General features: G+C 60.9%; 13 protein-coding genes. 3 read left to right on the plus strand and 10 right to left on the minus strand.

Translation table 11 applies throughout. The annotated features are described in order from the left end of the window. Positions 1 to 209 precede the first annotated feature (209 nt). The gene (locus tag GO615_RS05430) at positions 210 to 1,388 is read right to left on the minus strand and encodes a tyrosine-type recombinase/integrase (protein ID WP_169126021.1); all 1,179 of its coding nucleotides are present in this window, start codon (positions 1,386 to 1,388) and stop codon (positions 210 to 212) included. Positions 1,389 to 1,577: 189 nt separating this feature from the next. Here GO615_RS05430 and GO615_RS05435 point away from each other — a divergent pair, with 189 nt between their 5' ends. From GO615_RS05435 to GO615_RS05445, 3 genes are all read left to right on the plus strand, one after another. Next, positions 1,578 to 2,687 carry a DNA-binding protein gene (locus GO615_RS05435; protein ID WP_169126022.1) on the plus strand — a complete coding sequence of 370 codons (1,110 nt, stop codon included), beginning with the start codon at positions 1,578 to 1,580 and terminating at the stop codon, positions 2,685 to 2,687. Between the two features lie 469 nt (positions 2,688 to 3,156). Then, positions 3,157 to 3,567 (plus strand): endonuclease domain-containing protein, encoded by a 411-nt coding sequence (locus tag GO615_RS05440; protein WP_169126023.1) that lies wholly within the window; start codon positions 3,157 to 3,159, stop codon positions 3,565 to 3,567. 16 nt (positions 3,568 to 3,583) lie between these two features. Then, complete coding sequence (locus tag GO615_RS05445) at positions 3,584 to 4,489, plus strand: DNA-binding protein (RefSeq protein ID WP_169126024.1); 906 nt, start codon at positions 3,584 to 3,586, stop codon at positions 4,487 to 4,489. Here GO615_RS05445 and GO615_RS05450 read toward each other — a convergent pair. The 9 genes from GO615_RS05450 to GO615_RS05490 form a co-directional block, all read right to left on the minus strand. Beyond that, on the minus strand, positions 4,480 to 4,686 hold the full coding sequence (locus GO615_RS05450) for a hypothetical protein (protein WP_169126025.1): 207 nt from the start codon (positions 4,684 to 4,686) through the stop codon (positions 4,480 to 4,482). The genes GO615_RS05445 and GO615_RS05450 overlap by 10 nt on opposite strands. A 96-nt stretch (positions 4,687 to 4,782) precedes the next feature. Then, on the minus strand, positions 4,783 to 5,937 hold the full coding sequence (locus tag GO615_RS05455; RefSeq protein WP_169126026.1) for a type IV pilus twitching motility protein PilT: 1,155 nt from the start codon (positions 5,935 to 5,937) through the stop codon (positions 4,783 to 4,785). Between the two features lie 56 nt (positions 5,938 to 5,993). Next, positions 5,994 to 6,965, minus strand: coding sequence for a recombination directionality factor (locus GO615_RS05460; RefSeq protein ID WP_169126027.1), 972 nt, complete (start codon positions 6,963 to 6,965; stop codon positions 5,994 to 5,996). A gap of 73 nt (positions 6,966 to 7,038) precedes the next feature. After that, complete coding sequence (locus tag GO615_RS05465) at positions 7,039 to 7,560, minus strand: DUF1643 domain-containing protein (RefSeq protein ID WP_169126028.1); 522 nt, start codon at positions 7,558 to 7,560, stop codon at positions 7,039 to 7,041. A 2-nt stretch (positions 7,561 to 7,562) separates the two neighbouring features. Next, a complete protein-coding gene (pilM, locus tag GO615_RS05470) occupies positions 7,563 to 8,042 on the minus strand; it encodes a type IV pilus biogenesis protein PilM (RefSeq protein WP_169126029.1) in 480 nt (159 codons plus the stop codon). 4 nt (positions 8,043 to 8,046) lie between these two features. Then, positions 8,047 to 9,018 (minus strand): ATPase, T2SS/T4P/T4SS family, encoded by a 972-nt coding sequence (locus GO615_RS05475; protein WP_169126030.1) that lies wholly within the window; start codon positions 9,016 to 9,018, stop codon positions 8,047 to 8,049. 80 nt (positions 9,019 to 9,098) lie between these two features. Continuing rightward, the gene (locus GO615_RS05480; protein WP_169126031.1) at positions 9,099 to 9,638 is read right to left on the minus strand and encodes a type 4 pilus major pilin; all 540 of its coding nucleotides are present in this window, start codon (positions 9,636 to 9,638) and stop codon (positions 9,099 to 9,101) included. A gap of 77 nt (positions 9,639 to 9,715) precedes the next feature. Further along, positions 9,716 to 10,792, minus strand: a complete 1,077-nt coding sequence (locus tag GO615_RS05485; protein ID WP_169126032.1) for a type II secretion system F family protein — start codon at positions 10,790 to 10,792, stop codon at positions 9,716 to 9,718. Between the two features lie 5 nt (positions 10,793 to 10,797). Continuing rightward, positions 10,798 to 12,711, minus strand: a complete 1,914-nt coding sequence (locus GO615_RS05490; protein WP_169126033.1) for a GspE/PulE family protein — start codon at positions 12,709 to 12,711, stop codon at positions 10,798 to 10,800. Positions 12,712 to 12,721: the final 10 nt, after the last annotated feature.

Consider the following 12,721-nt stretch of genomic DNA (forward strand, 5'->3'; position numbering starts at 1 on the left):
AATGGTCCGTGGAGGCCAACCGCTTTAGCGAAGTGAGGGACGGGTTGTGCGCTGCCGTTCGGTCCGCGCCAGAGCCGCCGTCCAGGTCTGAAGCCAGCTTAGCGGCAGCAGTAGCGCGTGTGTTTCTCGGAATTGATGTTTGTTCCAGCCGAGGACTTGTCGCTAAGTGGTCGTCTGGTTGGACGGAGGGTTTCAGCGTCGGTCAAGGCCTACCAACCAATCCGATGTTTTTGCTCCGTCTCCTTGTGTCGGGCATCGTCATCCGAGTGCAAATACTGACTGGTCGTCTTCAGGGATTCGTGGCCTAGGTTGTCACGAATCGAGCGTAGATCAATCTGCCGGTCGGCCATGTGCGAACCGGCAGTGTGCCGCAACCAATGCGCTGAGGCCCGCTCGAGCTGGTCGGCTCGAGCGGCATAGGCATCGCCCCGTAATCGCAGCCGCGCCGCCGCACCGTCGAAGACTTTTTTCACGATCGCATGTAGCCCAGCTCGGGTGAGCGGCCCCCGTGATTTGCCAATGGGAAGCACCAGCGGTGTGTCTTCGGCGGCCGTAGGGTAGGGCGGAAGACCACACTCTCGCCGGTAGCGGGCCAGTTCAACGATCATCTCATTTGTTGCCGGCACTAACCGCTCCTTCTCGCCTTTGCCGAGCACTTCCAGCCACCAACGCTCTTCCCCGTCTCGATCACGCCGGCAGAAGAACGCGCCCATCGTGTTGCAGCCGACTTCGGAAATCCGCAGTCCGCCCAGGTAGAGGAGGGTGAAGAGCCACCGGATTCGAAAATAGTGCGCACGCAGGCGATCGGTCTCGCACGGCAGCCCCTCGATGTAGGCTTTGACCTCCTGCCAGAGATCGGCGTCAAGGTAGCGCGTAATGCGAGGTTTTGGGCGCCGCGTGCGGTGCCGCGAGAGCGAGAGCGGATTGCCGGCCAGGTAGCCCGCCTGGACCAGCCACGCGAACATCACGTTGAGGATGACCATCGCCTGGCGCTGACTCGCCGGTGACAGTGGTCCATAGAACGGACGCCAGCGCGGATCGCCGCGCGGATGCTTGCGCCCCCCACCGGCAACCCATTTGTCGCGCGGCTGCGGGTCGGCGAGAAAGCGCTGGTACACGAGGAAGTCCTCGTGCGTGAGCGACGAGATCGGCCGTCCGAGCTGGAACACCGCCCAAAGGTACAGCCGCTCGGCTTCCTTGCGGTAGTTGTCGAAGGTGGTCCGGGTGTCGGCAAAGCGCGCGAGCCACGCCTGAATGGCTTGCAGGTCGTTGGCGGCCGCAATCTGGGCAACTTTGCCGACGGCACGGTTGTGGCCGTGACTGCCATCCAGATCCGACGGAAGCTGAAGGCCCTCGAACGGGCCGGGAACTAAGAGGGAATCAGCCATTTTTCACGTCCTCGGAGTGATTCCAGGACTCACTATTTCCTAACCACGAACGTGCCGCAATTTTTCGACATTAGAGTCATAATGTCAAATCTTAGGCGCAGGGCGTAGGAAGTAATACGTGTTACGTTGTAGTATTTATAAAATTCCCGTCAAACATCGCCGTTTGTCCTGTGAAGCTCAGTCGCAGCCATGAACATTGAAAGCGAAATCCGTGAGGCCATCGACGCGCTGCGCGACACGACGGCGAACACTCAAGAGCTGTATCGAGAGGCTTGCGCGCTATTGTTCTTCCGCTACGGCATCACGCCGACCGCCAACAAGCTCTATCACTTCGTCAGAAAAGGGAGCATGTCTGCGCCGGCGGAAGCCTTGGCGCGTTTCTGGGAGGAGTTGCGAGAGAAGAGCCGGGTCCGCATCGAACACCCTGACCTTCCTGACACACTAAAAGCGGCGGCCGGGGAACTTGTTGGGCGGCTATGGGGTGAGGCCCAAGCGGCAGCACACGAGAATCTGAATGCATTTCGAGAGGAGGCCGACGCTCGCGTCACGGCTGCCGACGCCGCAACGCTGAGCGCTGAACGCGAATGGCAGGTTGCCAAGCAGCAAGTCGAACGTCTGCATGAGGTACTCGATGACTCCTCGGAGCGCATCCTTTCGCTGGAACGCGTTTTGGCGGCGGAGCGGGCGGAAAAGGAAGCACTTGCCGGACAACTGTCAGCAGCGAGGCGACAGCATCAGGCGCTCGAAGCGGAACTATCGGCAGCACGCAAGGACTTCGCGTCCGAGCTCGAAAAGCAGCGCGATGCTATGCGGCGCGCGGAAGATCGCCATGAAGCAGCCGAGAAGCGTGCGTTGCTGGAGATCGACCGCGAACGCACGACCACTGCGAAGGCGCAGAAGGAACTGGCGCAAATCCGGCAGTCGAATGCCGATCTTGCTCAACGGCAGCGTGACGAACTGAGAGCTCTTGAACAGGAGCTGGGAGACGTTCGCCAACGCCTGGGAGCGGCAGAAGGCAGCCTCATCAAGATGAGGGAGGGTGCGGAACAGCACCTCGCACAGATGAACGTGATGCGCGAGCAGCTTTCACAACGGACAACCGAGGCTGCGCTCCTGCAGCGCGAGCTGGAGCTCCGTGACGAGAAGATCAAGACGATGGCGCAGCAAATGCGACCCGCCCGAGAACCGAGCGATGCATCCCCCAGCAGGCCTAAGCCGAAGCCGCGAAGACAGAAATCTTTTTCGTCGGATGCAGTCGCGGGTGCAGTAACCACAACACCGCCCCCGAAAGCTCGATAGATGAGGATCGCTAAGCGATTCGTCGCGGATCAACCCTTTCACTCGTCGCCCGTGCTTTTGTCGTTGGGATCCTCGTGCAGGATCGTTTCGTGATCTTGGCCGCCGTAGAACACGCCGATGATGGAAACCAGATCGGCCGCGACGTCGAAGGCCATCGAATCGACGCTACAAGTCGGCACTCTCAATCGCGTCAGCGAGTCTAGAATACAAACAGGGCTGGATTGATGCTGCTCACGACTAGAAGCATCGCTGTACTGTTCAGCGGCTTTGCTTCGTCTGGCTGTCGCCATTTTTCTGTTAAAAATGGTGCCATCTTTCTGTAACCCGTCGCTGAACGCGTACCCGCCCCGCCGAAATCCTGTTGCATTCACGATAATGTGGCTTATCGTGAATGAAAGTAAAAAACGGCGTGAAATCACGCCGCGTTATACGTTAAACTGCAAAAACTATGTCGTTACGCTTCAAATCCATGGATGATCTCGGCCGCGGTGCGTGGCGCGTCGCGTCAGAAATGCCGCTCAAACCTGCAGCGCCGGCCCGTCCGCGTGCGCGTCGCACGTCGACCGGTCCAACCCCGCATGACCTGCTGTGGGATGCGGTACGCGCGCGCTGGCCGCAGGCCGAGCGAGAATTGCCCGGCGCCGTCGAAGGCCGCAAGTTCCGCATCGACATTGGCTTTGCCGCCGCCCGCTTGGCCGTCGAGGTGGATGGATTCGCATACCATGGCAAGCATCTGGGCGACTTCAAGCGCGATCGCGAGCGCCAGAACCTGCTCACCGTGGCCGGATGGCGGATCCTCCGATTCACCGCCGCCGATATACGTCAGACCCCTGAACGATGCCTTGAACTAATCGAGGCTGCACTTCTTCTTCCTCAATAGGTGCAACGTGACCGAAATGCAAGAATCCCCGCCCCTGGACCGTCGATCCAGTCGTCGGAACGAGGTATTTGCCGCCTGCAACCGGGTATGTAGCCGGGGTAAGAAACCTTCTCTGAGCGAGGTTCGGGCGGAGGGTGTGAAAGGCTCCGATGGCGACGTTCATACCTTCATCAAGGCGTGGTACGAGGAAGTGTTCTCAACCTACCTCGGCAAACGCGACGCGCTTGGTATGCCTAGCGATGTTGCGGAGCTTTTCTCAGACGTCTTTGCGCGTTGCCGCGATCTTGCGGCCGCACAGTTCGACGTTGAGCGTCTGCGACTTGCGCGGGAGCGCGACGAGGCGAATGACCTGGCCGACGCCTTGCGTGAGCGTGTTGCACAGCTCGAGGAGGTGCTGCGCGTTCGTGATGATGAACGTGCTCGGTTGCAACTCGATCTCGCCGAGATCCGCGATCAGCTGGCTGGGGCGAAAACCGAGATTGCGGAATTCAAGCGGCTGCTGCGCACGCGCGAGGACGAGCATCAGACGGCTCTCTCCAATCGTGACGCTGAGCACGCACGGGCCCTCGAAAGGCAGCAGGCAGCGCATCAGACTGCGCTGGATGAGAAGTCACGAACGATCGAGCGTCTTGATCTCGAGCGAGAGCGCATGGATGCGCAATACCTCGCCGTGCAGGGAGAGAAGGCAGCGGCCGTTGAAGCTCAACGCAAGGCCCAAGCCAGTGCCGAACGGGCGGAGCAGCAGCGGGCGAGCGCCGCGGTGAGGATCAACGAGTTGGAAGGTCAGTTGCAGCGCGCCAACGGCGAATGTGATCGCCTGCGCACCGAGGTGGTGAATCTGGAGCGTCGCCTCACGCGGGACCGCTCGGCCCGCGACCACGACACCCCCCGCTTCCTGCGTAGGATTCGAGGTCAGTCGTAGTGGCCTGGGCCGTCTTCACCATAATAATTCGTCGACACGCCAGCGCCATGACGCTCCGCTTCGTCCCGACTATTGTAGTAGCCCGGCCCCCAGCGTTCGTCTTGCGGCTCCTCGTTGGTGGAACTTCCGAAGAAAAGTTTCGCCAGTCCCGCAAGGAAGATCGGCATCACTATCCAGGTCAGCGGATCGAAGTCCATTTGTTGTTACCTCCTGTCTACGTTTTCAGTATCTCGCAAAAGCGCGCGGCCGCAACCCCTTGATTGAGGCGGCGGCCGCAGCGGGATGTCAAGCGATCAGGAATAACGGGGGGTCGGCGCTCCTGCGCCGTTCGGGTTCAGCAATCCGTGTAGCTCGAGGCGGTCGTTCGTGTGTCGAAGCGCATCGCGTGGCGTGATCGACTGCTCCTTGACGAGTCGGCACAGGGACTGGTTCAGGGTGTGCGACATCTTGTCCCGTCCGGACCGCATCCAATCCACAAGAGCGCCGTATTTGTCGGGCTGTTCGATCATTTCCCGAACCTCGTCGGTTTGGTTCATCAAGACCTCGGTCGCCAGGACGCGATCTGACCCGTCGCCGTTTGGAACCAGGGTTTGACTCACGACACAGTGCAGTGTGTCGGCGAGCGATCGGGCGCGATGCGGTGTTTCGTCTGGGAACCACGAGAGCATCTTGTTCAGGCTGCCCTTCGCCGAATTGGTGTGGAGCGAAGCCAGCACAAGGTGGCCCGACTCGGCGGCCAGAAAAACGGTGTCGGCGGTATCCCGGTCACGGATCTCCCCCACCATGATCACGTCGGGTTTCTGTCGGAGGGCATCCCGCAGGCCCTGCGCAAAACTCGGGGTGTCGACCTTGACCTCTTTCTGGCTGAAGATCGACTTCCTGCGCGAATGCACATACTCAATCGGATCTTCGATGGTGACGATGTGCGCGTGGCGCGTCTTGTTGATGTAGTCGAGCATCGCGGCCATCGAGGTGGTCTTGCCGACACCCGTGGGGCCGGTGAACAGGATCAATCCCTTGGGCTGGTCGAGTAGCGTGCGCAGATACATCGGGAGGCCCGTCTCTTCCAGCGACAGCGGGTTGAGGGGCTGGCGCCGCACGTTGATGGCGATGCTGAGTCCCGAGCCAATGGTGTAGGCATTGACGCGCAGGCGGCAGCTCATCAAGTCGATGGCGCGCGAGATCGCCGCATAGCTGATGTTCGCCTGCCAGTCCGGGTCGATGGAGGTGAGAAATGCCGAGATGTCGCCTGCGGTAAACGGCGGGTAGTCCGTCACCTCTTGCCAGCCCATTGGCATCCTCAGCATGAGAGGGCGTTCTAGCTCAATGTGTATGTCGCTGAAGTTGATCGGACTGGCAATCAAGTCCATCAAGACCTCGTGAGCGCGCGCATGGTCGTCGTCATGATCGAACGCGCCGCCGAGTTGAATTGCCTCTTCATGCCCCATATTGAGTCCTCGTGTGAAGGCGAAGGGGCCGCGCCCCCACGCCGTGGTACTCGGCGCTAGTGCGCCAGTTGTTCAAGTGTTCCAAGTTCCTCGCGCACCGCGCTCATCCATGCCAGGGGGTTTGCGTTGAGTTCTCCCGTGGCAAACTCTTCCGGTGCGTTCTTGCCGCCCTGCCCGGCCTGTTCGTCGTCTTCATCTTCGCCGTCAAGCTCGAGGTATTCGGCGGCCTCAAGAAAGTCCTCGCTGCAATCCTCGAACGGGCCATTGGCGAGGCCGGCTCGCACTGCGTCCTCGAATGCCGCTTGGTTGAGGCCGGCATTGGCCATGTCGTCGGCGTGCTTCTTGGCAAGCTGGGCGCAAGTGAGCAGATCGACGGTCGGCACGATGTCGACGTAGTAGAAGATCGACTGCCGTGATCCGCTGCTCGATTTCTGGCGCAACCGCAGTTGCAGTGGCACCCCGAGGAGCTTGCCGCCGAGCATGGCGGCGAGGCCCGTGAGCTTGGCGCGGATCGTCCGCGCGGTGTTGAAGCCGCCGCTGCGCAGAATGTAGGTCGACAGCGGGTCGGCCTTGAACGTACCGCTGTCCTTCACGTCAATCTGGACGTTCAGGCGCGTCATCAACTTGCAGCGTGCCATCTTGCCGTATTCGCAATGGTCAGCGCCGGGGCATGTCGTGGCTTCGACCGTCGCACCCGATTTGCGCCGGGCCGTCTCGCCGTCGCCGGCGCACAGCATGCGGCCGTCTGCCCCGAAGGCCTCGTAGCGTTCCCGCACCGACAGGTCAGGATCGTTGAACATCAGCTTGATCGGAATCCATTGGATCTTGTCGGCGGCCTGGCCGGTATCCGCTGCCACACACTCCTGCACCGGATGCGGCACAAAACGGCCATCCCGCTGATGTTGCGCGGTGATCTGGAAGTGGTTGAGTTTCGAGGGCAATTTCTTACCGCCCTTCTCGACCTTTTCTCCGATGGTGATACGCCCGACGGTGGGGATGGTGTATGCGAAATTCTTGATCTTGCTCATGTCGATCTCCATTGCCATCGCGGCTCTCATTGCCGCTGCCATGTAGATCAGACTACCCCTCAAGATGCCCGATTCAAGCCCCATTCGACCCCCCGAAAAGGACAGGCTGTGTCGCATAGGGGACGTACAGTGGATGGCGCGGAGCGCCTGCGTCCTTGGTGGTTCCAAGGCAGTACACCGCGACGTTCTGCTCACGCAGCATCGCCAGGACGGCCTCCCCACGCCCACGGTGCTGCCCGTGAAATCCCCACGCAACAATCACACGTCCTGCGTCCTGCACGGACGCGAGAATTGCTGCGTCATTGTCGGGGCCGATCGGATCGTCCGTCATGTAGAGCATCTGCGGATCGGTCGAGCGGAGCGCGAAGATATTGGCCACGCGCAACCCGCCGTACCCTAGATGCATTGCGCGTCGCTGGCATCGCTCCACGGTCGGGTCGTTTTCGAGTTCTGTGGCGGTCGACGGGTTGAGCATCACGAAGGTGACGACGGGCTTCGGCGCGTCCCACTGACGCCACAGCGAGTAGCGATACCGTCCGCACGGCGAATACGTCGCGCCGGACAGTTGGGGGAAGAGAATCGTGGTCTGCTGCATGGTCAGTTGAGGCGCACCTGGAATACCGGCACCGCGGCGGGTACGCCAACCGGGGCGAAGATCCCGGTTGGGCCATGCACTGCAGACACAATCTCGCGTGTCGCGGCAGTCGTGCCGGCACCGAATGCGAAGTCCGTACGCTGGGCCAGCAGGTCGCCGAACTCGACGCCGGCGATCGGCGCGGCGGCGTAGATCGTCACCGTTCCGCCGATGACCTTGTTGCGCCAGCGCGCATCGCGCACATACCAAGGAGGGAAACTCAGGAAGGCGTCAGGCACAGAGTTGGCGGCCCACGGCGCGGTGTAACCGAGCGGTTGCGCGGCGACGAAGCGGCCCACCGCGTTGCTGTAGACAAAGAAGTTGTCCGCGAGCGCAGTCGGTGCGCCCTGTGAGGAGGCGACTTCGGCCATCGATGTCTGGTGCAGCACGTACTGTGCGCCGGTAATGGAGGTCAGGACAGCGAGAACGAACATGATCCACATGATGTCACCCCATCCGTCCAGTCAGCATCTGGGTTTTCTGGAGACTGATTTCGGAGCCGAGGCGCTCGTAGTGTCCGCTGCGGATGATGGCCCGCGCACTGGAATTGGTGCGTACCGTGAGCATTTCCGCTTCCAGACGGCGGGGATTGTTTCCCGTCAGCCGCAAATGCAGCACCATGGCCAGCCCGTCGGACATGAGCGCCTGAGCACTCGCGGCTTCCATGCCTTCGCTGGCCATGACCTCAAGACGACGCAGCGCGGTTTGTATGTCTTCCGCGTGGAGCGTCGATACGATCAGGTGCCCGTTCACGCCGGCTCTGAGCACTTCCAGGGCGGCTTCCCCGTCGCGCATTTCTCCGAGAAATATGAGGTTCGCGCCCGACCGAAGGATGTTCCTCGTTGCTGCGGCATATCCGCCTTCGTTGGACGCGGCCTGCGTTTGGAAACAGATGCCGGGACCATGTGTTCCCTCCAGCGGCATTTCCACTGGATCCTCCGCCGTGACGGCGACGCCGCCATAAGCGACGAGTCGCTCGGCCACAAGCGCACCGGCGGCCGTCGTCTTGCCGGATTTCATCGCACCGGAAATGATGACCAAGCCCGTGAGCCCTTCTTGCATCAATTTCTGAGAGTACAACTGAGGTAAGCCCAACTCGCGCAGGGACGGTATCTGCGGCGGCATGCGCCGCAACACGTAGACCGTTCCGGATACTGATTGCAGCACGGCGACCCGGTAGGCGTAGCCGTCGTACTCAATTCGGAAATCCGGCAATCCCTTGGCTTGGGCCTCCGCATAGGCGCATGCCTTGCGCAGCATCTCAAGATCGTCTTGGAGTTCAGGCCCAGCCTTTACCGGGTTGGTCGGCGCCTTGGGCACCTCCGAAAAGCGATTGCCCATTTTCGGATGGCCCAGGTAGAGATCCGCAAAGAGCATGTCGCGGACTTTATGAGCGGGTAGCGTTTCAAGCGGAGCCATTCGAAAATCGGTAAGCGTGGATGTTGTCGATGGATGCCGCCGAGCGGCGGTTGCGGCCACTCGGCGGTGTCTTCCTGCGATTAGTTGCTGCGCCACACGATGGTGTTGGTCGCAGCGTTGCACCCGGTCGCGCCCGCTGCCTGTGCCGGGGTGATCGGCGTCGGCATTGCCGCAGCACCGTTGACCGCGACGCTCTCGAAACCAGCGCTACCGGAAATCAGGTCGATGCACACGTCCTGCGGCACGCCGGCGTACGAGATCGTGAACTGGTTGTTTGCGCCGGTCACCACAACTGCGCTGTTCCAGGCGTTGAATACGTTGGCGCCGGCGACGCGCAGGGTTGTCGGGAACTTCTGGGCGGTCGCGATGGTGGTGTTGAGGCTGCCCGTGCCGAAGCCTGCCTGCTGTCCCATGAAGAGCTTCTTCACGTTCATCTGGATCGAAGTGACTTCGTTGAGCGCACGGTTCGCGTTCGCGCCGCCGAAGGCCGAGTTGAGCAGCATCACAGCACCGAGAATCACCACCGCGGCAATGCCGAGGTAGGAAATGATTTCGAGCAGCGACGCGCCGGCCTGTTTGTGGAAACGATAGTTCTTGGCGAGGGTGACGGGTTTTTTCATCGTGTAGCTCCTGATGGATGACGAGGTTTGAATCTAAAAAAACGGGGCAATCGAAGGGGCTAGGTGAGGTTCATGGCTTAGCCCCCCATGGAACGGCTCATGGCGGCGATTTCCTGCTGGATCGCAAAGAATCCGCCGACGATCCACATCAATGTCCCGGCAATGATGCCGAGCGCTAATCCAGAGAGGACTTTCATTTGAGCGCGAACGGCATCGAGGCCTGTCTCCATCCATTCGTTGGCGACCTTGTTGATCGCTTCGGAGAAATCGCCGCTGTGGCGCGCATAGATACCGAGGTCGCTGACTAGCTCACGCGATGGGAAGTCGTATCCCGACGTGCGCATGGCTTCACCCGCATCCAGTCCGGAGTTCAACCCGAACAAAAAGGCGTCGATGCGCTCCGCAAGGTAGGGCGAGGAGTTCGCCAGCATGGTCTTGAGTGCGTCCTGAATGCGTCCTGACGAGCTGAGCATCGATGCCAGCGCAAGCATGAATCCGGACCCCACGACGAGCCGGTACAGCGAGTATGGCGGCAGCTTGTCAAAGGTCACGCGCACGCTGCCGCGCCACCGCGGGAGCGAGGCGATCACGATGGCGATCATCGCCACGATTCCGACGATGAGCCATGCGCCATAGGCGATCACGAACTCGCTCAGTTGATAGAGCGAGTAGGCCAGCTTTCCCCATTTGTTCACGTCAAGGATGCGCGTGAACTCGGGGATCACACGCGTTCCAAACAAGAAGAGGTATGCCAAGGTGGCAGCGAGCAGAATTGCCGGATAGAGCAAGCCGCCGATTACGGCACTCCGAATCTCGTTGGAGGCTTTCACCACCCGAATGACTGAGCGCAGGGCCTTGGGCAACTCACCCGAACTTTCGCCCGCAAGCAAAATCATGCGTTCGGTCACCGGGACCCAACCATCGATGGCGTCAGCAAAGCGACCACCGCTGTGGATGACGTTGCGCCACTCCTGGTAGACGATCGCCATCGCCTCCCCTTTCTTGCGCCCCTCGTCCGACTCGATGTCGTAGAGTTCCTTGAGGATCTGGTCGATGCCCACGCCATTATCGAGCATGGTCGCGATCTTTCCGTACGCCCGCAGTCGGTTTGCTGCGCCGAACTGCAACTTTGCGAACGTGACGTTGAGGTTCATGTGAATCAAGCCTTTGTGGTCAGCGGGGCGTAAGCGTCCGAGTCGGCCACGATTGGACCGAGCATCTTCCAAGCGGCGAACGGATCGACAATCCCCTCACGGATCTTGTGGATGGCGTGTTGCATGAAGGACTCGCCGCCCATCTCTTTGAGCCAGTGCCCACGCGCCTCGACGCGCTTGCCTGCTTGCAGGAGGGCGCACAGTTCTGCGGTCGGGCGGATGACCTCGGCGACTACGGTACGGCCGGCGGTGCCGCCGCGGCAGCATTCGCACCCGGAGCCTGTCACGAACAGATCGCCGAACGAGGAGCCGAAGGTATGCTTCAGTTGCGCCACCTGGCGCGGGTCGTATTGACCCACCTTGTCGTGCAACGGCGCTTTGCACTTCGGACACAGCTTGCGGATCAGGCGCTGCGACACGAGTCCGGTCAGGACGGTGTGATCGAGCAGCATGTCCTTGTCCATGCCCATATTGATCAAGCGATCAATGATGTTGAGCGCATTGTTCGCATGTAGGGTCGTCCAGACTTGATGACCGGTGGTTGCAGCGCGTAGAGCCAAATCGGCGGATGGCAGATCGCGGACTTCCCCGATCATGATGACATCCGGATCGAGGCGCATGGCCGAGCCGATGGCAGCCGTAAATACCTCTGCCCGTTGCGCTTGGGTGTGGGCGTTCGCCACCGGGGTCTGCACCGCTCCAGGAATCGGATATTCGGGCGGGTCCTCGACGGTAATGACGTGCTTGGTGCCCTGCGTCTGATCAATGAAACCGCGCAAGGTCCGTTGCAGCGTGGTCGACTTTCCCGATCCGGTCGGCCCTGAAATGATGTTCAGACCAATGGGCAGATCCTTGAGGGCGTCGAAGCTCTCGGTGTGGGCACGCGCCATGCCCAATTCGCCGAGGTCGAAGGAATCGTCGACCATCGAGTAAAGCAAGCGCATGACCATCTTGCTACCAGCAGCGGTCGGCGTGGTGGCGATTCGGATGCCATCCAGACCTGGGGGAAGATGCTGCCCGCGGCCGATTCGGGCGTCGAGGCGCATGTTTTCCTTGAAGGTGTCAGCGCCGATGTCAGCCAGTACCTGATAGAAGGTGCGAATGAGCGCCATCCCGACGTCCGGCTGATACTCGGTCACGCTCTCGAGTTCGCCGTCGACGCGGAACTTGAGCGTTGCGTGATCGTGCAACTTCTCAAGATGAATATCGGACGCGCGGGCAGCCGATGCATCCGCGATGATCTGATGCGCCGTAGCTTTCGCCTTCGTGTTCAACGTCGACTTGTTGGCGTGGGAACTGTTGCCGCCGACTTGTTCGTAGAGTGAGGCGATATTTGCCGGGCGCGTTTGCACAGGGTTGTAGCGCTGTCCATGGCGCTCAAGCAAAGCGATGTAACTGAGCACATGTGCCGAGTAGCGTTCCTTCCCGGCTGCCACGAGCAATCGGCCGTCCGAGAGTAGGCAGACGAGCTTGCGTTGTTCGGAGTTCGCCTCGAAGACCCCGGAAAGCGACAGGATCTCGACACGGGAAAGATCGACATTCACCTCGAGATCCACGTCGGAGTCTCGTAGGGGATTGTGCTGCCGGATAGCCAACGGTGATCCCGTGCTGCCTGTTGAGGTCGCGGTCGAAGCGCTCGAGTGGTCATCGGGCGCAGACTCCATGCTCAGCACCTTGTTCACGCCGTGGGTGTCGACTCGCGATGGGGCATCGCTATCGAGCCGCGCGCCATGACTGCCAACGCGCGCGGTTACCGGGCCGTTCGCCAATACGATCTCGTTAACCTGCCCACTCGCGGTACGACCATGAGTAGGGGGCGTCACGCGCGACCCGATCGCACGCTTGGCCGGTGCCGACGTTTCGCCTACCCCGGTCGATGGCGCAATTTGTCTGCGTAGAGCGTCGAAGAACCCACTCATGGTTTCAACT

The sequence above is a fragment of the Aromatoleum evansii genome, assembly GCF_012910805.1.
GTDB lineage: Bacteria > Pseudomonadota > Gammaproteobacteria > Burkholderiales > Rhodocyclaceae > Aromatoleum > Aromatoleum evansii.